The 20,707-nt window shown below is 60.0% G+C and carries 20 protein-coding genes; 13 read left to right on the forward strand and 7 right to left on the reverse strand.

What is annotated here, in order from left to right:
* Positions 1-123 precede the first annotated feature (123 nt).
* Both O9K64_RS22400 and O9K64_RS22405 read left to right on the forward strand, forming a co-directional pair.
* A complete protein-coding gene (locus O9K64_RS22400; RefSeq protein WP_275100345.1) occupies positions 124-699 on the forward strand; it encodes a chalcone isomerase family protein in 576 nt (191 codons plus the stop codon).
* A gap of 235 nt (positions 700-934) precedes the next feature.
* The gene (locus O9K64_RS22405) at positions 935-1,648 is read left to right on the forward strand and encodes a DUF3581 family protein (RefSeq protein ID WP_275100346.1); all 714 of its coding nucleotides are present in this window, start codon (positions 935-937) and stop codon (positions 1,646-1,648) included.
* A 110-nt stretch (positions 1,649-1,758) separates the two neighbouring features.
* Here O9K64_RS22405 and O9K64_RS22410 read toward each other — a convergent pair whose 3' ends face one another.
* The gene (locus tag O9K64_RS22410) at positions 1,759-2,070 is read right to left on the reverse strand and encodes a hypothetical protein (RefSeq protein ID WP_275100347.1); all 312 of its coding nucleotides are present in this window, start codon (positions 2,068-2,070) and stop codon (positions 1,759-1,761) included.
* A gap of 391 nt (positions 2,071-2,461) precedes the next feature.
* Between O9K64_RS22410 and ubiM the strand changes: the two genes are divergently transcribed.
* Entirely contained in the window at positions 2,462-3,697 is a 1,236-nt protein-coding gene (gene ubiM / locus O9K64_RS22415) for a 5-demethoxyubiquinol-8 5-hydroxylase UbiM (protein WP_275100348.1), read from the forward strand.
* 207 nt (positions 3,698-3,904) lie between these two features.
* On the opposite strand, the gene O9K64_RS22420 is transcribed toward ubiM, so the two are convergent.
* The 3 genes from O9K64_RS22420 to O9K64_RS22430 form a co-directional block, all read right to left on the reverse strand.
* The gene (locus O9K64_RS22420; protein WP_275100349.1) at positions 3,905-4,618 is read right to left on the reverse strand and encodes a DUF599 domain-containing protein; all 714 of its coding nucleotides are present in this window, start codon (positions 4,616-4,618) and stop codon (positions 3,905-3,907) included.
* Positions 4,619-4,675: 57 nt separating this feature from the next.
* Positions 4,676-6,484 (reverse strand): AMP-dependent synthetase/ligase, encoded by a 1,809-nt coding sequence (locus tag O9K64_RS22425; protein ID WP_275100350.1) that lies wholly within the window; start codon positions 6,482-6,484, stop codon positions 4,676-4,678.
* Positions 6,485-6,931: 447 nt separating this feature from the next.
* On the reverse strand, positions 6,932-7,627 hold the full coding sequence (locus O9K64_RS22430; protein WP_275100351.1) for a TetR/AcrR family transcriptional regulator: 696 nt from the start codon (positions 7,625-7,627) through the stop codon (positions 6,932-6,934).
* 140 nt (positions 7,628-7,767) lie between these two features.
* Here O9K64_RS22430 and O9K64_RS22435 point away from each other — a divergent pair, with 140 nt between their 5' ends.
* The 3 genes from O9K64_RS22435 (at position 7,768) to O9K64_RS22445 (ending at position 9,544) form a co-directional block, all read left to right on the forward strand.
* A complete protein-coding gene (locus O9K64_RS22435; RefSeq protein WP_275100352.1) occupies positions 7,768-8,034 on the forward strand; it encodes a sulfurtransferase TusA family protein in 267 nt (88 codons plus the stop codon).
* A 220-nt stretch (positions 8,035-8,254) separates the two neighbouring features.
* Positions 8,255-8,884, forward strand: a complete 630-nt coding sequence (locus O9K64_RS22440; protein ID WP_275100353.1) for an MBL fold metallo-hydrolase — start codon at positions 8,255-8,257, stop codon at positions 8,882-8,884.
* A gap of 132 nt (positions 8,885-9,016) precedes the next feature.
* Positions 9,017-9,544 carry a hemerythrin domain-containing protein gene (locus tag O9K64_RS22445; RefSeq protein WP_275100354.1) on the forward strand — a complete coding sequence of 176 codons (528 nt, stop codon included), beginning with the start codon at positions 9,017-9,019 and terminating at the stop codon, positions 9,542-9,544.
* A 240-nt stretch (positions 9,545-9,784) separates the two neighbouring features.
* On the opposite strand, the gene O9K64_RS22450 is transcribed toward O9K64_RS22445, so the two are convergent.
* Entirely contained in the window at positions 9,785-10,978 is a 1,194-nt protein-coding gene (locus O9K64_RS22450) for a PLP-dependent aminotransferase family protein (RefSeq protein ID WP_275100356.1), read from the reverse strand.
* 108 nt (positions 10,979-11,086) lie between these two features.
* Between O9K64_RS22450 and O9K64_RS22455 the strand changes: the two genes are divergently transcribed.
* Together O9K64_RS22455 and O9K64_RS22460 are read left to right on the forward strand one after the other, a co-directional pair.
* Positions 11,087-12,031, forward strand: coding sequence for an AraC family transcriptional regulator (locus tag O9K64_RS22455; protein WP_275100357.1), 945 nt, complete (start codon positions 11,087-11,089; stop codon positions 12,029-12,031).
* Between the two features lie 143 nt (positions 12,032-12,174).
* Positions 12,175-13,527 (forward strand): GGDEF domain-containing protein, encoded by a 1,353-nt coding sequence (locus O9K64_RS22460; RefSeq protein WP_275100358.1) that lies wholly within the window; start codon positions 12,175-12,177, stop codon positions 13,525-13,527.
* Between the two features lie 7 nt (positions 13,528-13,534).
* On the opposite strand, the gene rarD is transcribed toward O9K64_RS22460, so the two are convergent.
* On the reverse strand, positions 13,535-14,464 hold the full coding sequence (gene rarD / locus O9K64_RS22465) for an EamA family transporter RarD (protein WP_275100359.1): 930 nt from the start codon (positions 14,462-14,464) through the stop codon (positions 13,535-13,537).
* 407 nt (positions 14,465-14,871) lie between these two features.
* Here rarD and O9K64_RS22470 point away from each other — a divergent pair, with 407 nt between their 5' ends.
* Both O9K64_RS22470 and O9K64_RS22475 read left to right on the forward strand, forming a co-directional pair.
* Positions 14,872-16,482 (forward strand): response regulator, encoded by a 1,611-nt coding sequence (locus O9K64_RS22470; RefSeq protein ID WP_275100360.1) that lies wholly within the window; start codon positions 14,872-14,874, stop codon positions 16,480-16,482.
* A 27-nt stretch (positions 16,483-16,509) separates the two neighbouring features.
* Positions 16,510-17,178 carry a sensor histidine kinase gene (locus O9K64_RS22475; RefSeq protein ID WP_275100361.1) on the forward strand — a complete coding sequence of 223 codons (669 nt, stop codon included), beginning with the start codon at positions 16,510-16,512 and terminating at the stop codon, positions 17,176-17,178.
* 3 nt (positions 17,179-17,181) lie between these two features.
* Here O9K64_RS22475 and O9K64_RS22480 read toward each other — a convergent pair whose 3' ends face one another.
* Positions 17,182-17,421: a hypothetical protein gene (locus tag O9K64_RS22480; RefSeq protein WP_260295440.1), complete on the reverse strand. Its 240-nt coding sequence runs from the start codon at positions 17,419-17,421 to the stop codon at positions 17,182-17,184.
* Between the two features lie 195 nt (positions 17,422-17,616).
* On the opposite strand from O9K64_RS22480, the gene O9K64_RS22485 reads away from it, so the two are divergent.
* The 3 genes from O9K64_RS22485 to O9K64_RS22495 all read left to right on the forward strand — a co-directional run bounded on the left by O9K64_RS22485 (position 17,617) and on the right by O9K64_RS22495 (position 20,629).
* Positions 17,617-18,645 (forward strand): thioredoxin family protein, encoded by a 1,029-nt coding sequence (locus tag O9K64_RS22485; RefSeq protein WP_275100362.1) that lies wholly within the window; start codon positions 17,617-17,619, stop codon positions 18,643-18,645.
* A gap of 63 nt (positions 18,646-18,708) precedes the next feature.
* The gene (locus O9K64_RS22490) at positions 18,709-19,521 is read left to right on the forward strand and encodes a class I SAM-dependent methyltransferase (protein WP_275100363.1); all 813 of its coding nucleotides are present in this window, start codon (positions 18,709-18,711) and stop codon (positions 19,519-19,521) included.
* On the forward strand, positions 19,508-20,629 hold the full coding sequence (locus tag O9K64_RS22495; RefSeq protein WP_275100364.1) for a methyltransferase: 1,122 nt from the start codon (positions 19,508-19,510) through the stop codon (positions 20,627-20,629). Before O9K64_RS22490 ends, O9K64_RS22495 begins: the two co-directional genes overlap by 14 nt.
* Positions 20,630-20,707: the final 78 nt, after the last annotated feature.

Here is a 20,707-nt window from a genome sequence, read left to right on the forward strand (position 1 = left end):
TCAGGCCCTGCCGGAGCTGGCGGAGCGGTTGTGACTACTGGCATCATGGGGGTTGGAAGGGGGCGGGGTTCATGAACGGGATTCTGCCTGTTCGAAGTGTTCGGTACAGGCTGGGAGGCGGCAATGAAAAGAATGATGAAAGGCGTACTGGGGCTACTCTGCCTACTGTCGATTTTTCCCCTGGGCGCGGCAGAGATCGCCAGGGTGACGGTACCCGATAAGATCACCCTGGAGGGGGATGGCCACCGGCTGGTGCTGAACGGGGCGGGCATTCGTTACAAGTTCATTTTCAAGATCTATGTCGGCGCGCTCTACCTGCCGGAAAAAATACCGACCGCCGAGGAGATCATTGCTTCGACCGGGCCAAAGCGGATCCTGATGCGTTTTCTCTATGACAAGGTGGATAAGCGGGACCTGGAGCAGGCCTGGCGCGAGGGCTTTGCGGCCAACCATGATGAACAGGCGATGCTACAACTGGAGGAACGGCTAAGCCGTTTTTCGGCACTGTTCAGCGATGCGCTCAAGGGGGATGAGTTCTGGCTCGACAATATTCCCGGCGTCGGAACCCGGGTCTCTGTCAATGGCGAACCGAAGGGCACCATTCCCGGGGATGACTTCTATCCGGCCCTGTTGCGTATCTGGATAGGCAGTGAGCCGGTCACTGCTGAGCTAAAGCGCGCGATGGTGGGGCAGGAGTAGCCAGACACCTGGCACGAATCTTCCACAAATCCGCACCGAGCGCGCTGGTCCCTTGCTGGCGCAGGAAATATTTGTCCAGGCAAAATGGTCGGGAATTTCCATGTTTTTTGATCCGATGCCCATTTTTCAGCCGGGTTGGCCGTTGCGGTCGTCACCAGATGGCATCAAATTACTGATTTCACTCGAACACCTGATATGATGCGACACGAAACCTATAGAATACCAGGTAGAAAACATGGTTTTAACGGACTACTTTACGGACGATGACGCTGGTCTGCGGTTTACCCGAGAGCAGGCGAGTCGGTTTGCAAAAGAAATTGCGCATGACTTTAACCCGCTGCACGATCAGGATGCGAAGCTGTTTTGCGTTCCCGGAGATCTCCTGTTCGCCGTGACCCTGGCCAAATACGGTCTGAGCCAGCGGATGTGCTTTACCTTCTCCGGTATGGTGAGTGACGGGACCGGGCTGCATTATCGGGAGCGGGACCGGGAAGGCGGTGACCTTGTCCTGGTGGACGGCCAGGAGAAAAACTATCTGGAGATCGAGCGCCACGGGGCGGTGTCCCAGGAACCAGACCTGATCGCGGATTTCACCCGCCACTACGTTGAGTTCTCGGGGAAAAACTTTCTCCAGGTTCTGGTCCCCCTGATGTCACGGGAAGGGGTAATGATCAACCCGGACCGGCCGCTGGTCATCTATCAGCAGATGTCAATCGATCTGCAGCGTCTGGATATAGACCGCCCTTCCCTGGAGCTGACCGACACCCTCATTCAGGTGGACGGGAAGAAGGGCGATGTGCGGATGCGGTTTTGCCTGAAGTCAGGCAACGAAGTGGTCGGAGCAGGCGAAAAACGCATGGCACTGCGCGGCCTGCGGCCGTACGATCCAGCCGGGATGGACCGCATGGTTGAATCCTATGTCGGTTATCGCAGGGCGCATACCGCCTGATGCGTTGTTCGGCCAGGCGGTGCCTTCCGAGAGACCCGGGACGCACGGAACAGCACGCTCCTCTCGCCACTTTCAGCGATGCCCCGGCGAAATCGACCCTATCGGACCATTCAGACAAAGAACAGCAGTGAGAGCAGGCCGCCGAGAATGATCAGCACGTAGGCGGCCGGGGAGATGCCCTGGTTCTTTGAGCGCATACCGATAAAACCCTCGAACCGGTCCTTGGTGACGATACTTAAAATCCCCAGCAGGATGAAAAAAGTCCCAGTGTAGGCGCCAATCTGTTTCAGGATGGCGAGCTTTTCCGGGTCTGTCCCGCTGACGCCGCCGCCAATGGTGGTGAACTTGTTGGCGAATGACATATCCGGAATGACCATAAAGGCGACCGACACAAGGAATAGCGTAATGGTGAGTTTACTCATGCTGTCTTGATCCCGTGCTTCAGGCATGTACCCAAAATTAGGACGCGCTGCGATTGTTGTATAGCACGAATTATAATTGTCCTCAATCGCCGTGGTGTTCACCCGGTGGGTTGCGGCGGCAGGAGAGCGGAAGCCGCTAACTTGTCAAAACCCCATGTAATCGGAATGCCGGTGAGGCACGAACCGCATCCTTAAAGGTCGGGTGCAAAGTCATTGAGACGCTTCCCGGTGCCGTTAAATAACTGTAATTTATGGGTTTGAATTGGGTCAATCACCCCCTGTTGATGAGCGGCGCTAATCGTTATTATGGCCGTTATTATAGCGACGGCGTCCGCGGATGAAATACGCTTGATGTGCGTGGGGTGCCCGGGTTGGCGCTCGCCAGTGCGCGGTGTGCCGGACGGAAAATCGAAATGAGGATTATATGAACTACGACATCGTCATCATAGGTGGTGGGCCGGCCGGCCTCAGCTTCGCCCGTTCTCTCGCGGACAGCAGATTGCGGGTGCTGATAATCGAACGCAGCGGAGCTGCCGACCTGGAATCGCCGATGATCGACGGGCGGGATATTGCGCTGACCCATTTGTCGAAAAAAATCCTCACCGGGATGGGGGTGCTTGCGCGTATTCCGGCCGATCAGATCGCCCCGATCAGACAGGCCAAGGTGATCAATGGCAACTCATCCTACTGTCTCGATATCGACAGTAAACGGGAGAATGTGGAGGCGCTGGGCTATCTGGTCCCCAATTACCTGATCAGACAGGCGCTGTATGCCGAGGTGGCCGGGGGCGGAAATGTGGAACTGCTGACCGATACCACGGTCAGTGATGTGCGGATCGAACAGCAGCAGGCGACGGTCTTTCTCTCCAACGGGGATAGCGTGTCGGCCGCGCTGGTGGTGGCGGCCGATAGCCGATTCTCGGAGACCCGGCGCAAGGTGGGCATCGCCGCTTCCATGCTGGATTTCGGGCGGGTAGCCATCGTCTGTCGCATGAGTCACGAAAAACCCCATGAGCAGATCGCCTATGAGTGTTTCCACTACGGGCGCACGCTGGCGGTGCTGCCGTTGAACGGTAATCTCTCTTCCACCGTGGTCACCGTCTCGGCCGATGTGGCCGGCCGGATCCAGTCGCTCAGTGATGAAGCCTATGCCGCGCAGGTACAGGCGCGATTCGATAATCGCCTGGGTGAGATGCGGTTGGTGGGGAAGCGCCACGCCTATCCCCTGGTGGCGGTGCATGCCGACAAGTTCGTCAAGCCCCGCTATGCCCTGATCGGGGACGCGGCGGTGGGGATGCATCCGGTCACGGCCCACGGCTTCAATCTGGGCCTGCGTGGCCAGGACACCCTGTTCAGGGAGGTCATGGCGGCGCAGCTGCAGGGCCAGGATATCGGTGCGCCGGCGGTGCTGGAAAACTACCAGCGCAAACACATGCGCGTCACCTGGCCCCTGTATACCGGCACCAATGAGATCGTCAGTCTCTATACCAACGATTCGCTGCCGGCAAAAATCCTCCGGGGCCTGGTGTTGCGGGTGAGCGACCACTGTCCCCCGGTCAAACAGATGATCACCCGCAAACTGACCGAGCTGGGAGGCCAGGAAGAGCCCGGCCTGCCGTTTCTGTAGGTGGTGGTTTATTCAGAGCGGCTCGTGATCAGCGCTTCCAGTACTTTTGTGGGTGGATAAGCGACAGTGCATGCCATCCTCAGGTCCGTGAACGGTACATTGCATCCTCGGCTCCGTTATCGGTACATCCCTGTACCACTCCTCACCGCGGCAAGGTAGGCCCATCACCCCGTGAGTAGTTACATTGGAAGACTCCCGGGCAGAGGATTATTCGGGGCGGCTCATGATCATCTCTTCCAGGGTCCGGGATTTGAACTCGCGGCGGTAGAGTACCCAGACGATACCCCCGCTCAGGGTGATAAACAGCCACGGATTGATAAACCAGCCGAGCACCGCCAGACTGAAATAGTAGGTCCGCAGTCCCTGATTGAAGTTGTTGGCCGCCAGCGAGGCGACATGGGCGATACGGATGGCCGAGGCCCTGCGCTCTCGTTCCGAGACCGGGGCATCCGGGGTCGGGGCACCGCCCAGCATGACGGCACAGAAACCGTATTGCCGCAGGCTCCAGGTGAACTTGAAAAAGGCGTACATGAACAGGCCCACCAGCAGCAACAGCTTGAGCTCCCACTCTGAACGGCTGGCATGAATGGCGAAGGGCACATCCGCCACCAGATCGATCACCTTGTCGGTGGACCCCATGACGGTCACCACGCCGGCCAGGATCAGCATGGTGGAAGAGGCGAAAAACGTCACGCTGCGCTCCAGATTGGCCAGCGCCGTGGTGTCCGCGACTCGCACATCCCGGGTCAGCATCTGTTCCATCCACGCCTGCCGATACTGATGCAACACACTGGAGAGGCAGTGGGTGGTCAGCGCCATGCGTTTGGAGTAGATCATATAGCCGTAAAAACAGACCATGAACCAGACAAAGGCGATGATGCTCTGCCAATGCTCCTCGGCAAAGATGGTGATTACATTCATGGAAATGGCCGTGCTGCGCTATTGGGTTTAACGGCTGCCGCTGCAGGAACCATGTGATCAGTGGCCATTGTAGATCTCGGCGATAATCCGCTGGCAATGCTCAATAATCAGCTTCCGCTTGGTCTTGAGCGTCGGGGTCAGGTAGCCGTTCTCGACACTCCATGGCTCGTTCAGCAGCACCGCCTTGCGCACCTGCGCATAACCCGGAAAATCGCGCAGTTGATCGGCAATTCGCCGATACACATGGTCCATCACTTTCGGGTGCTGCAGCGAGGCCGGATCCTCGGGATCGAGCCCCAGTCCTTCCGTCAGACCTTTCCAGTGCTCCGCTTCCGGAACGATCAGTACGGAGAGGAAGGATCGTCCCTCGCCGATGACCAGCACCTGTTCAAACAGGGCATCCATGGCAATGGCGATCTCCATGTCGGCGGGTGATACCTTCTCGCCATTGGCCAGCACGATGATGTCCTTGATCCGCCCGGTGATGTAGACATGCCCCGTAGCGTCGATCCTGGCCACATCGCCGGTGTGAAACCAGCCTTCCGCATCGATGACCCGGGCCGTCTCCTTGGGGTTGTTCCAGAAACCCAGCATGATGGCATCGCCGCGGGCCAGCAATTCACCATTCTCGGCGACCGACAGCTCGGTGCCGGGAAGCGCCAGTCCCACGCTTTCCGGAATATTGTCGTCGATCCGGCTTACCGCCAGCACCGGGCTGGTTTCGGTCAGACCATAGCCCTGCAGTACCGGTACCCCCAGTGCCAGGAAGGTCCGTGCCACATCCGGCGGCAGCGGGGCTCCGCCACTGATGGCGGTGCGCAGACGACCGCCCAGCTTTTCCGTGATCTTGCCGGCGACCAGCTTGTCCAGCAGCGGCCAGAGCAGCAGCCAGGGCGACCAGCCGCCGCGTTTCTGCTGATACTCGAAGCGTCTCCAGCCGACATCGACCGCCAGCTTGAACAGCTTGCGGGCAATCGGGGGCTTCTCATCCAGCCCCTCCTGTATCCGGGCGTAGACCCGCTCATAGATACGCGGCACGCTGATCAGGAAGGTGGGGCGGACAATCAACAGGTCCTCGGCGAGCTGCAGGATGGAGCGGGCATAGGCCACGGTGATGCCCGCCATCATCGCCAAATAGTACCCCCCGGTCCGTTCCAGCATGTGCGACAGCGGCAGGAAGGAGAGCAGGATGTCATCGTCATTGATGGTCGTGGTCAGCAACGCCTGGTAGGTGTTGCTGAGGATATTATGGTGACTCAGCATCACACCCTTGGGGTGACCCGTGGTCCCCGAGGTGTAGACGATGGAACAGAGGCCGTGGGGGTCCAGGTCATTCAGCACCTGGTATTCGCCAGCCGTGGCCGGCAACCACTCCTCCAGGTGCCGGACCCGGTCGTCATGGGCCAAACCATCGAGTGACTCGATGGAGACGATGCGGTGCACGGTCGGCAGCTCATTCCTGACCGGTTCCAGACTGGCCCACTGCTCCCGGCCATGGATGACCAGCAGTTTGACCGCCGCGGCCTCGGCTATATAGGCGACGTTGCCGCCGCGGTCGTTATAGAACAGGGGGACGCTGACCAGTCCCAGGCCCAGGGCGGCCTGATCGAACATTACCCATTCGCGGCGGTTTGGCATCATGATGCCCACCCGGTCGCCGCGTTTCAGCCCCTCCTGCAAAAACGCCGCCTGCCAACGGGCGGTTTCGCTGCGCATTTCGGACCAGGTACTGTTTTTCCAGGCAGCCTGCTCCGGGTCGTAATAACGATAGGCGATGTGGTCGGGGGTACGTTCGGTGCGCTCCTTAAACAGTCCCGCCAGTGTAACGGCCTCGTCCAGGGCGATGATTTCCTGGTTGGGTTTCATAATGCTCTCCTCTCTTGAAGCTGTCTGGCATCACCAGGAGTGGTCCTGGAGATACACCATCGGCTTCATTGCAACCTTGGTGGTATGTTTTATTCCGGTTGTTAGGGCCTGGAAAGAAATAATTGCTACGTATTGCGCCGGATTTTCGTTTGCCTTCAAGGCACGGCAAGGCGCGCATAGTCGTTCTATGTAAGTCTTGCCGTAACGCCGAAGGCGGACGAAAAGACCAGCAAGACGTAGTAGTTATTTATTGACAGGCCCTTATGGTGGGGGGGCTTTATCACCTGCTTTTCCGGACGAATTAATATTCGGGTTGTTATTGTTATAGCATGGTGCCGGCGTCAGGGCCGGGCTGCGGTCAGCTGTTGTGTTATCGGTCTTTGGCTGGCGGCTCCTCTCGGTTCAGTTGGTATGGGGCAGGCGCGATGCTCAGATGACATTTCACGGCTAAGCCGCGGGTGGTGCGCTGAGCCCCCCCTTCAGGAAGGGCAACAGACGCTGGATGATGCCCTCGATATCCGCAGGGTCACAGAAGCGGCAGGATTCGATCATCTCCAGGGCATCGGTGCCCGCCAGGGTGAAGGCGATGGTGCCGATGACGAAGTGGACGCGCCAGGAGAGTTCTTCCTGTGACAGTTCAGGCAGGGCCCTGGCCAGGGCCTTGCGATAGCGATCCTTTACCTCGTCATAAAGCCGCGGCAGGAAATCGTGCACCTCCGGCCCCGGTTCGGCGTGCGTCCGTCCCAGCAGTTTGATGAAGTTGCTCCCTCCCTGCCGCGGATTCATGCTCGCCTGCAGCGCCGGCTCCACAAAGGCCCGCAATATGTCTTCCAGCGGGAGTGGCGTGTCGCCAGACTTCTGTTCCAGGGCTTCAAGCGCCTGGATGCGCTTTTTATTCATCGGTGCGACACGGCGTTGGAAAACCGCCTGGTAGAGCTGCGCCTTGGAGCCGAAGTGATAATTGACCGCTGCCAGATTGACATGGGCACTGGAGGTGATAGTCCGCATGGAGGTGGCGGAGTAACCTTTCTCGGCGAAAATCTCCTCGGCGACATCGAGGATGCGATCCTTGGTATCGGGCGGTGCCTTCATATGGCGGCCACTGATTTCACCGCTGGCGACATTTGCTCTGAATGGGTTCATTGGGTCATATTACCCTGTCGGTTGGGTGATTCAGTTAAACGTTCGTTTTAATTTTTGTCAAGTCGATTTTTCCACCAGGCTGTCGATTAAGCCATTTGTCATATAGACTCACATTTTGCGATCCGGTGATCCGGGAGGTTATGTTGACTGAAGCCATTGAAGCGTTGCAGTGTGACCAGCAGCTGGATGTCAGCGGTCTGATCTGTCCGCTACCGGTGCTGAAGACCAAGGCGACACTCTCACGCATGGCGGTAGGTGAGGTGTTGAAGGTGATCGTTACCCATCCGGACTCGCGCCGGGAGTTTCCGGTACTGTGCCGACTCCCCGAGTTCGAGCTGGTGGCCAGCAGTGAGGAGGGGGACCGTTTCCTCTACTGGATCAAGAAGGTGGCGGGAAAAACCGTCTGATACGCCGGCGAAGTTTCTGTATACTTAGGATCTGTCCATAAATAACTGTCGCATCTTGCTGGTCTTTTCGTCCGCCTTCGGCGTTACGGCAAGACTTACATAGAACGACTATGCGCGCCTTGCCGTGCCTTGAAGGCAAACAAAAATCCGGCGCAATATGCGGCAGTTATTTCTTTCCAGATCCTTAACCGTCTTGTTCAACCGAGAAAAATGGTTTCGTATGAAATTTACCGTAATACCTGTAACCCCGTTTGAGCAGAACTGCACCCTGGTCGCCGATGAAGAGACACAACTGGCGGCCGTCGTCGACCCCGGGGGTGACATCGAGCGCATCCTGCAGGAGGTGGAGGCCCAGGGGCTGACCCTGGAGAAGATCCTGATCACCCATGCCCATATCGATCATGCCGGTGCCGCCGGTGAACTTTCCAGGCGGCTGGGAATCCCCATCGAGGGGCCGCACAGGGAGGACAAGTTCTGGATCGACGACCTCGCCGAGCAGGCGAAGATGTTCGGTTTTCCGCCTGCCGAGAGCTTCGAGCCGGCACGCTGGCTGGAGCAGGGGGATGTAGTGCAGATCGGCAATCAGCAGCTGGAGGTACGGCACTGTCCGGGACACACCCCGGGGCACGTGGTGTTCTTCAACCCCGGCGCGAAAGTGGCCATTGTCGGGGATGTGCTGTTCAATGGATCGATCGGCCGCACCGATTTCCCCAAGGGGGATCACGCCACCCTGTTGCACTCCATCCGCGAACAGTTGTGGAGCATGGGTGATGATGTGGAGTTTATCGCCGGACACGGGCCGGTCTCCACCATCGGCCATGAGCGGGCCACCAACCCCTTCCTGAACTGAGGGCCTGTCAATAAATAACTACTACATCTTGCTGGTCTTTTCGTCCGCCTTCTGCGTTACGGCAAGACTTACATAGAACGACTATGCGCACCTTGCCGTGCCTTGAAGGCAAACGAAAATCCGGCGCAATATGTGGCAATTATTTCTTTCCAGGCCCTGAGTGACCTGCCGACCAAGGCCTGTCCCGTGAAACGCAGTGATCATCTGAAAAAACTCTCCTGGGAACATCACGATGCGCTGAAGTTTGCGCGGCGCATCCAGCGGGGCATGGGTAACGGCACCCCGGAGGAGCGGATTGCCCGTTATGTGATCTTTATCGTAGAGACCCTGTTACAGCCCCATTTCGAGCTGGAGGAGGTGTCGCTGATAAAACGCCTGCCCCCCGCGGCGGCAGAGGATGTCGCGGTGACCCGGGTGATTGACGACCACCGGGAATTCAACCGGCTGGTGACGGCAATCGAGGGCGGGGGAGGCGAGCTGAGGCCGTTGCTGGAGTCCTTGGTCGACCTGTTGAAACGGCATGTGAAATGGGAAGAGCAGCGCTTCTTTCCCTATTGCGAACAGGTGTTGTGCGATACCGATCTCGAGCTGATCCGCGGCGAACTGGATCAGGGTCATCTGCCGGGTGAGGTTCCCTGGGACGATCCCTTCTGGGGCTGACACCTTGGGATTTCAGATCAGTAGCGTAGCCCGGATGAAGCCGCTGCCTCCGAAACAGGAAAAGCCGCATGCCCCACAGCGGAGGAATCCGGGGAATATCCGCGACGCAATGACAACCCGGATTCCGCCCGCACGGGTTGGTGTGTATGTCGGGCTCCCGTGGGCGGGCTTCATACGGGCTACACACTACAGAACGACACCCTTTGTGGGGCGGGCACGGTTTTGTGCCCACGCGGATGACTAGTATGCTATGGCCGCACTGGCCGCCACCCGGTGGCCACCCGCGTTGATCAGACCGGCCAAACGGCTGATTCCCTCATCGATCATGGCGGCACTGCTGTTGGAGAAGTTCAGGCGCATGCTGTTGTCCGACTCGCCATTCACATAGAACGCCTCGCCGGGGACAAACGCAACCCCCTCGGCGACGGCGGCCCGGAACAGTTCCAGGGTGCTCTCGTTACTGGTCAAGGTGGCCCAGATGAACATCCCGCCGCGCGGTTTGGTAAAGTGGATATGCTCGGACAGGTGGCAGGTGAGTGCCGTGGCCATGGCTTCAAGCCGGGCACCGTAGGCGCTACGGATCCGTTGCAGATGGGGCGCCAGGGCGCCGCTCTCCAGGAAAGCCAGTACCAGCTGCTGGTCATAGCCGCTGGAGTGCAGATCGGCCGCCTGTTTCAGCTTCTCGACCACCTTGATCACCTCGCGGGGGGCGCTGATCCAGCCCAGGCGCAGGGCCGGGGCGATGATTTTGGAAAACGAGCCGAAATGGATCACCCGCTCCGGCAGCAGTGACTGCAGTGAGGGGAGGGGCTCGCCCGAATAGTGCAGGGCGGCGTAGGGCGCGTCTTCAAGAATCCAGAAATTGTAACGCTCGGCCAGCGCCACCAGCCCTTTTCTGCGCTCCAGCGAATAGCTGGTGCCGGTCGGATTCTGGAAGTCGGTAACGGTATAAAAACAGCGGATCGGGTCGCGTTTGACCACCGCTTCGAGCGCCTCCAGATCGGGGCCCTGTTCATCGGAGGGGATGGAGAGCAGGGTCGCCTGATTGGCCCTCAGCACCTGCAATGCGCCCAGGTAGGTGGGGGCCTCGACCAGCACCTTGTCGCCCGGGTCGATCAGGCAGCGCACCACCAGGTCCAGCCCCTGTTGCGAGCCGGTGGTGATGATGGTCTGTTCCGCGTGGATCCCGGTATCGGTCAATTGATCGGCGATATAGCGGCGCAACGGCAGCAGCCCGGGGGTCTCGCTGTACTGATAGAGCCGGTTGCCCAGGCGCTGCTGCATCTGCAGGGAGGCCTGCTGCAGTGCGGTGACCGGAAACAGCTCGGGATCCGGCAGGCCACCGGCAAAGGAGATCATGTCGGGCTGCTGGGTGACCGCCAGAATGTCGCGTATGAAGGAGCTGTTCAGATTTATGGTGCGCTGTGCAAACATCCCGCCGGTCCCTGTGGTATGAATCTGCTGGCAGCATATGCCAAAGCGGCAAATCCGGTGTTGATGAGAAGGGGTAAAACTTTTGTCCAAATGTGCTATTTTTCTGCCATGAGCCTGCGTCGAAACACCGCCTACGAGCATCAGACCCGTATCAACGAGGCGCTCTACCGTATCCACGCGGATCTCTCCAGCTCCCTGGAGATCGCCCGGCTGGCCCGGAGTGCTTGCTACTCGCCCTACCATTTCCAGCGTATCTTCAAGCAGATCACCGGGGAGAGTGTGCATGACTACATCCGCCGATGCCGCCTGGAGTGGGCGGCCAACCTGCTGATCTACAACCCGAATAGGGTCATTGTTGAGATTGCGGAGGAGTGCGGCTTTCATTCCAGTGCCTCCTTCAACCATGCCTTCAAGTCCTTTTTCAACTGCTCACCCACCCTCTGGCGCCAGGGCGGCTATGAAAACAGAAGCCGCCGCCTGAAAGCGGCCTGGTCTGAATCCGCGCTGAATCCGCATCGCCGCTATTACCGGGACACCCTGGATGGTGGGAGGCACTCCGTTCCCCAGCAAGTGGAGATCAAACGCCTGCCGACTCAGCCGGTGGCCTATATCCGGCATGTCGGATACGACCTTCGGATCCGCGAGGTATGGGCGCGCCTGCTGGACTGGGGAGGCGCCCACGGGATCGATGTGGAAGCCCAGCAGATGATCGCCCTGCACCACAGCAACCCGGACCTGATCCCCTTTGATCAATGTCGTTATGTCGCCTGTCTGACCCTGCCGGAGAAGATCTACCCCGGGGACGGTGTCGGGGTGATGGAGCTCCCCGGCGGACTGCATGCCTGTTGTCAGGCCGAAGGGGTGTTTGGGGACCTGCTCTACCTGATGCGGGATCTCTATATGCACTGGCTTCCGGCCAGTGATTATCAGGCGCGCAGCATCCCCCCCCATGCCCTGTACCGGGAAAATCACTTCATCAATCAGAGCGGCCGCTTCAACCTGGAGTTCCGCATTCCGGTGGCCGGAAGGGTCATCGGCACGCACGGCTATTAAGTTGATAAATATGATATAAATCAGTCGTTTAAGTACGCTAATTCCTGTAGCTTCCTGCGCTCACTGACCCACGTCACGAACAGGGCCGTATGCGCTCGGGATCACTGGACAGCCGTGTGCCCCAGCTCTATGCTGAAATTACGATGAGATCGCATAACCCATTGATGTTTGGTGTGATTCTCTTCCTCCTCTGCGGCGGTGCGGTGCTGTTTGTGCTTTTTCCGGAAGCTCGGTGGCCTTACCCGCCCCTGCATGTCTTTGTGGAAAGCCTGGGGGCCTTCACCGCTCTGCTCACTGCCGCACTGATCATGATGCTGAAAGTCTATGAACGGCTCCCGGCGCGTTATATCTGGATTGTCGCCGCGCTGGCGGGGATGGGGGTGCTGGATGGTTTTCACGCCCTGTCCGATGAGCTGCAGCGCTTTGTCTGGCTGCACACCCTGGCGATGTTGTTCGGCGGGGTGATGGCGGCCCTGATCTGGCTGCCCGAGTCGGTTGCCCGGCGGGCAGTGGAGTATCGCTTTCCCCTGATAGTGGTGGCGGTGGCGCTGCTGACGGGAGGCGCGACACTGATCCATGAACCAGCGCTGCCGATGCTGAATGCAGCAGGTGGCTTTACCCGGCAGGCCGGCCTGATCAACACTGCGACGGGGGGGTTATTTCTGTTTGCCGCGGCGGCTTTTATGTTCGGAAAACCGCCGGGTACGGGCCGGGACAACGGCATTTTCGTCGGCCACTATCTGCTCCTCGGCATCGCCGGACTGCTGTTCCCCTTTTCCACTCTCTGGGATCTGCTGTGGTGGAACTGGCATCTGCTGCGGTTCGTGGCCTATGCCGCGGTGCTCTACTACCTGTTTCTGTTATCCCGCTCAGAGGAGCGGCAGCTGCTTGCGCTCAACTCCGAACTGGAGGAGCGGGTGCAGCGGCGAACCAACCAGTTGCATAATGAGCTGAAGGCGCGCAAGCGGATTGAGAAGGAGCTCAAGCATCAGGCGACTCATGATCCATTGACCGGACTCTATAACCGGAATGCACTGGAGCGGCGCATTGCCGACGACCTCGCCCGCGCCAAGCGCTATCGGCATTCGCTGTCTCTCTTCATGGTGGATATCGATCACTTCAAGGAGATCAACGACCACTACGGTCACGCCAGCGGCGACCGGGTGCTTCGCAGTATCGCCATAGAGCTGGAGCGTTCCTTGCGCAAGACGGACTACGTGGCCCGGTTTGGTGGCGAAGAGTTTCTGGTGGTACTGCCGGAAACGCCGCTGGTCATGGCAGTCGAGCTGGGTGAACGATTACTGCGACTGGTTTCCAGCCACCAGGTCGGGCTGGAGAACGATTCGGTCAACCTCACCATCAGCATCGGGGTGGCCAGTTACCCTGAAATTGCCAAGAACTGGCATGAGCTGCTGGATGCGGCGGATATGGCGATGTATCAGGCCAAGCACGATGGACGCAACTGTCTGCGTACCGCCCGGAACGAGGTGAATTGATCGATCATCAGGGGATGCCGGCGAGCTTTCGCTGCTGTAGTTCACGTTTCATCCGGTAGCGCGAATCCAGGGTAAAGACCGCCAGACCGAGCCAGATGAGGATAAAGGTGTTCAGGTGGTGCCGCGAGAACGGCTCGTTGAACAGAAACACCGCCAACAGGAACTGGCAGGTGGGATTGAGATACTGCAGCAGGCCGACCGTGCCCAGCCGCAGCCGCTTGGACGCCGAGGTGAAGAGGATCAGCGGCAGGGCCGTGATCAGTCCGGAGCCGATCAGCAACAGGTCCAGATCGACTCCCCGGGTAGCAAACACCAGCATCCCCCGCTGCTCCAGGAACAGCAGGTAGCCGAGCGCCAGGGGCGCCAGTATCAGGCACTCCATGGTGAGGCCCACCAGAGCGCTGACTGCCACCTTCTTGCGCACCAGGCTGTAGAATCCGAAGCTGACGGCCAGCAGCAGGGCGATCCAGGGGAGTTGGCGGAGAGCGATCAGCAGATTCAGTACCCCCAGACAGACCAGCAGTAGCGACAGCAGCTGATTCCTGTTCAGCCGTTCATCGAGAAACAGCCGCCCCAGCAGCACCATCACGATCGGCATGATGAAATAGCCCATGCTGGCCTCCAGGGCCTTGCCGTTGTTGACCGCCCAGATGAAGCCGAGCCAGTTGACCGAGACCAGCAGCGAGCTGAGCAGCAGGACCAGCAGGATTCGGTAATCGCTGAACAGCCGGATGAATGCCCGGATCTGCCCGCTGAAACCGAGCATCAGCAGGGTGAACAGCAGCGACCAGAGGGCACGATGGGCGATGATCTCCAGCGCCGGTGCCGCGCCGACAGCACGGTAATAGAGCGGCGACAGGCCCCAGATGAGAAACGCACCCAGGGCGCTCAGGACGCCGATTTTTATCTCACGATCCGACTCGATGCTATGCTTCATGTTCGGCAGAAGTTCCGGGCGTACTGTCAGTTACGAATGCAACAGTCAGCCATCAGCGTGGGTGGGCTTGGATCCTGGACCGGCAGACTCCTGGGAGCCTGTCGGCAGCCTCGAATATTACCCGATCCAGCGAGATCGGGCTGTGAAATTTACGCATACTGGACTACTGGTATAGCACCTTCCGGGGAAAGGCAGCATAGGCCTGCCTGTCGACCCAAGGACCGGCTTGGGGTATCCGGGGCGTCCGGGGGGAGGATTTTTCACCGGGAATGTTAAACTCGCCTCCAGGTGCCGCCGATAGGGTCTTAGCATTACGCTGAACCGGCCGGGGCTGGGCATGATATTCTTGTGGATGACAGGGCCGTCGCCGGGCGGTCAGGAAAAAACCGCAGTATGAGAAGAACTGAATGGCCCCCAGAATAGAGCAGCTGAGTTTTCTGATAGTGGATGATTATGCGGATATGCGCGGTGTTTTGCGCAACATGCTGCAGTCATTCGGGGTAACCGATATCGATTCGGTCGCCAATGGACGCGAGGCCATCGCGCATATCGAATCCAAGCGTTACGATGTCATTCTGTGTGATTACAATCTCGGCGACGGCAGGGATGGGCAGCAGATCCTGGAGGAGGTGCGGGCCCGGAAGCTGATCGGCGTCAGTTCGATCTTTGTCATGATCACCGCGGAGAATACCCTGCTGATGGTGATGGGGGCGGTGGAGTATGAGCCGGACTCCTACCTGACCAAGCCGTTCACCAAGGATCTGCTGGCCCAGCGACTGGAGCGGCTGCTGAGTAAAAAATCCGACCTGCGGGAGATAGAGCAGGCCATTGATGGACGGGATTATGAGCGGGCCAATGAACTGCTCGACCAACGCATCGCGGAGAACCCCCGGAACCTCAATGAGTTCATCAAACTCAAGGCCGAGCTGGCGCTCAAGGCCGGCGCCTATGATCAGGCGGAGGCGATCTATTCCGGGGTGTTGGCGCAGCGTGAAATCGCCTGGGCCAGGATGGGTATCGGCAAGGCCTATTACGGCAACCGCCGGTATGCGGAGGCGGCGCAGGTTTTTCAAGGCTTGATCGACGGTAACGAACGCTTTATGGTGGCCTACGACTGGCTGGCCCGGACCCAGCAAGCGCTGGATGAGCCGGAGGCGGCACAGAAGGTGCTGGAAGCAGCCACCGCCCACTCCGCCAAGGCGGTTGTGCGGCAGCGCGCCCTGGGCGAACTGGCGTTGCGCAACCGCGATGAAAAGGTGGCCGAGCGCGCCTTCAGTCAGGCGATTCGCCTCGGCAGACACTCCATCTACAAGCACCCCTCCATCTATGCCAATCTGGCCAGGGTCAAGGCGGTCACCAGCAGCGGCGATGCGGCCATGATGGTGTTGCGTGACCTGAAAAAGGCCTACAAGGGGGACAAGGAAGCCAGTCTCTACGCCGCCATGACAGAGGCGGTCATCCAGGAGGATATGGACCATGGTGAGCGCGCCCGTAAATGCATGGTCGAGGCCCACGAACTCTACAAGGAACTGGGGACCCAGGCGGCTCCGGAACTGGCCCTGGACATGGCGCGCACCTGCAACCGGATGGGCGAAACCGGGCGCGCCAGCGAACTGCTGCATCAGGCGGTGAAGAACAACCACTCCGATGAACTGTTTCTCAAGGAGGTCGGGGCAACCATGGGCGATCTCGGCCTTGCCGAGGATCCGCACGCGATGATCGCCGGCATCACGAAAGAGATCGTCAGGCTCAACAACCGCGGCGTCGAATTGGCCAAGCTGGGGAAACTGGACCAGGCCATGCTGCTGTTCGAGGAGGCGGTGAACGGCATGCCCGGCAACAAGGTGGTGAATCTCAATGCGGCACGTATCTTCATGCTGCACATGAACGAGACGGGGATAGAACCTGAACTGATAGCCAAGGTGCGTGACTATCTGGAGCGGGTGCGACAGATGGACGCCGAGGATCGTACCTTGCATAAGATGCAGCGGATGTTGAACCAGTTGCTGCAGAAATGAAAGGTTCCTGACAGGGGGAGGAGGCGGATGAAATTTTATGATGTACTTGCGTCACTGATTCATGACATGAAGAACTCCCTGAGTATGGTGATCCATACCCTGGATGAGATCACCGCCGACCCGTTATCCGGCTACGACCAGCCGGCACGTATCACCGCGCTGCAGAACGAGGCCAAGCGGCTGAATAACAATCTCATCGAGCTGCTCACGCTCTACAATATCGAGAACGAACGCATCTCGCCCGCCATTGAGGATGTGGACGTGGCAAATTTTCTTGCCGAAGTGATGGCGGAGAACCGCTCATCCGCCGAGACCAACCACATTAATCTCACGGTGGAGTGTGATCCCGATCTGTTCGGCTATTTCGATGAGAACCTGATTCGTAATGTGCTCAACAACCTGGTGGGCAACGGCATCCGGTATACCCGGGACCGGTTGCTGGTCACCGCGGCCCAGGAGGAGGGGTATCTGGTATTCCGGGTCGAGGACAATGGCAGTGGATACCCGGAGCGGATGTTGACGGCGCACTCGCCGGAAGGTGGCTATGGCGACTTGGCCGAAGGCCGCACCAAGCTGGGCCTCTATTTCGCCACCATGATTGCCGAAATGCACCGGAATGGAGAGCAGCGGGGCTTCATCCGGCTGGAGAACGGGCATGGGCTCAGTGGCGGCTGTTTCTCGATCTGGTTGCCCTAAGGCTTAATCGCCCTTTTTGCCGTAGGCACCCATCATGTTGGCGAACATCTTCTGGAAACCCTCCATGGAGCTGGCGGACTGGGCGAAGAAGGGCTGCATCAGGCTCAGCGGGTCGTAGCCTTCGGCTCCGGCGTTCATCTGCTCGCGGATCTTGTTGATCATCTCTTCCTGCAGTCCCTGCACATCGGGCCAGCCCATCAATGTGCGCATCTCTTCCGGTGTGATGTCGATTGAGATCTTCATGCTGCCTCCTGGTCAATCCCGAGTGATGGTTGTCGCCTGCCTGCTATGCTTGCTCTAAGGTAACTACTCACCGGGTGATTGGCCTGCCTTGCCGGCCTCATACGCCATCAAGATCGGCCAACAAGCCAGGCCAATCGCTCGCAGGCCGGGTGAGTAGTTACGCTCTAAGTTACCAGTGTTTGAGGTATTTGGACAATGTTGAAGCACATCCCGTTCTCCCGGTTATTGCCACTCCTGCTGCTGTTTTACTTCTGGGCGGCGTCGGCTGCGACTGAAGGGCGTTTTTTCGGCGCCAGGGAGACGGTCTATCCCGACTGGTTCAAGGAGAGCTTTCTGGATATCCGCGAGGATGTGGCGGAGGCGACCGCGGCGGGGCGGCGGGTGCTGTTGTTCTTTCATCAGAACGGCTGCCCCTACTGCAACCTGATGGTGGAGCGCAATCTCTCCCAGCGGGATATCGAGGAGCGGATGCGCCGCGAGTTCGATGTCATCGGGGTCAACATGTGGGGCGACCGCGCGGTGACCGACATGGCCGGCGAAGAGCTGACGGAAAAGGGCTTTGCCGCCGCGCTGCGGGTGCAGTTCACCCCGACCCTGCTGTTTCTGGATGAGTCGGGGCAGGCGATCCTGCGGCTCAATGGTTACATCCCCCCGGCCACCTTCGCGCTGGCGCTGGAGTATGTCGGCGGACGGCACGAACAGCAAACGGCCTACCGGGACTTCCTGGCTTCCCGGCAGGTGGCGGCAGCGGCGGACGGTCAGCTCCACTCCCAGCCGTTTTTTATCGCCGGGCCGCATGATCTCAGCCTGGTCCAGGAGCCGCTGGCCATCTTCTTCGAGCAGCGCGACTGTCCAGCCTGCGGTCGCATGCATCGGGAGTTGTTGAGTGATCCCGAAATCAGCGATCTGGTGAGCCGGACCCACGCCATTCAGCTCGACATGTGGGCCGCCACGCCGATCATCACCCCTGACGGGGCGCGCACCACCGCGCGGGAGTGGGCCAGGGCGCTGTCGATCAACTATGCCCCCTCGGTGGTGTTGTTCGATCCGCAAACGGGGGAGGTGATCCGTTCGGAGGCGTTCTTCAAGCAGTTTCACACCGCTGCAATCTTTGACTATCTACTCTCGGGCGCTTATAAAACGGAACCCAGTTTTCAGCGCTATCTCTCGGCCAGGGCAGAACACATCCGTGCCCAGGGTAAGGATGTGGATATCTGGCGATAATGGCGACTGAATGAATGGGCGATCCGCCCTGAATCGAAAACCGTCGTCAACCAGGAAGCATTGGTGTCAGAACAACCCACACTCCTCGGGGTGGCCGCCGCCGCACCCGAACAGCAGCCCGCGGCAAAACAGTTGGCCACCGCGCTCTCGCTCCCCTTCCAGCAGTTGGAACGGGTCGAGGCCGGTCTGCTGTTATTGCTGCAGGCGGATCGCCTGGTGCTGCGACAGATCGGCCCGGATGCCCCGGGGCCGGTGGCGGTCGACTTTGTCGAGGGCCGGGCCGCACACCGCAGAAGGTTCGGCGGCGGCCGCGGCCAGCCGCTGGCGCGGGCGGTCGGGCTGAGGAAGGGCTGGACACCCCGCGTGCTGGATATGACCGCCGGTCTCGGGCGCGACGCCTTCGTGTTGGCCACCCTGGGTTGCAGCGTGGAGATGATCGAGCGCTCGGCCGTGGTCCACGCCCTGCTGGCGGATGGCCTGCGGCGGGCCCGGGAGCACCCGGAAGTGGCAGCGATCGCAGACCGCATGCACCTGCACTGCGTGGATGGTCGTGACTATCGGCCGGCACCCGGCGAGTGGCCCGATGTGGCCTATCTCGACCCCATGTACCCGCACCGGGAGAAGTCGGCCAAGGTAAAGAAGGAGATGCGCCTGTTCCAGCTGCTGCTGGGGGAGGACGGCGACAGCGGGGCGCTGCTGGAGCGGGCGCTCGGCATCGCCGGCCACCGGGTGGTGGTCAAGCGCCCGGTCAAGGCGCCGCCGCTGGGCGGACGCGTTCCCTCGCTCACCATCGGCAGCCCCAATACCCGTTATGATGTCTACCTGACCCCGACACTGACCCCGACCCTGGCCGCGCCGCGCCGTGCAGCTATTTGACGCCCCCGCCGGACCCCTCAGCCTGCGCCGTTATCCGTTGCGCCAACGCGAGACCTTGCGCGCCTGGGATGCCGCGGATGAGTATCTGCTGGAGCATCTGGGGGAACAGATCAGCGGCCGGGTGTTGATCCTCAACGACGGCTTCGGCGCCCTGGGCTGTGCCCTCGCCGCGTACCGACCGACCCTGCAGAGTGACTCCTACCTCTCCGTCTTCTCGACCCGGGAGAACCTGGCGGCCAACGGTATCGAGCCGGACCGGGTCCACTTCATCAGCTCCCTGGAGCAGCCGTCGGGGGAGTACGATCTGGTGCTGATCCGGGTCACCAAGACCCTGGCGCTGCTGGAGGAGCAACTGATCCGGCTCAGGCCGCACCTGAACCCGACCAGCCGGGTGATCGGCGCCGGCATGGTGAAGCAGATCCACAGCTCCACCCTGCAGCTGTTCGAGCGCCTGATCGGACCGACCCGTACCTCGCTGGCGCGCAAAAAGGCGCGGCTGATCTTTGCCGACGTCGATCCGGGGCTGGAGATCCCCGTCTCACCCTACCCGGTCTGCTACCGGCTGGAGGGGAGCGATTTTCAACTGGTCAACCACGCCAACGTCTTCTCTCGCGACCAGCTGGATATTGGCACCCGGCTGCTGCTGGCGCATATCCCCGCCGGCGACGGCTACCGGGACATTATCGACCTGGGCTGCGGCAACGGCGTGGTGGGGCTGATCGCGGCACAGCGGAATCCCGTCGCCAGCCTCCATTTTGTCGATGAGTCGGCGATGGCTGTGGCCAGCGCCGAGGCCACCTTCGCCGCTTCCGGCCTGACCAATCCCGCCCGCTTCATCCAGGGCGACGCCCTGAGCGGATTCGCCCCCGCCAGTGCCGACCTGATCCTGTGCAATCCGCCGTTCCACCAGGGCAGCGTGGTGGGGGACGGGATCGCCTGGCGTATGTTCAGCCAGGCGCGCCGGGTATTGCGCCAGGGGGGCGAGCTGCGCATCATCGGCAACCGCCATCTCAACTACCACGTCAAGCTGAAGCGGCTGTTCGGCAACGTGCGGCAGGTGGCCGAGGACCGCAAGTTCGTGGTGCTGCAGAGTTTCAAGGCAGGCTGAAGTTGTCGTGGCAGGGTCCGTCCTATGGACAGTGTGGTCGTTGTAGGGGTGGGCCCCCGTGCCTACCCTGGTCCCAGA

This window comes from Sedimenticola hydrogenitrophicus, assembly GCF_029017505.1.
Classification (GTDB): Bacteria; Pseudomonadota; Gammaproteobacteria; order Chromatiales; family Chromatiaceae; genus Sedimenticola; species Sedimenticola hydrogenitrophicus_A.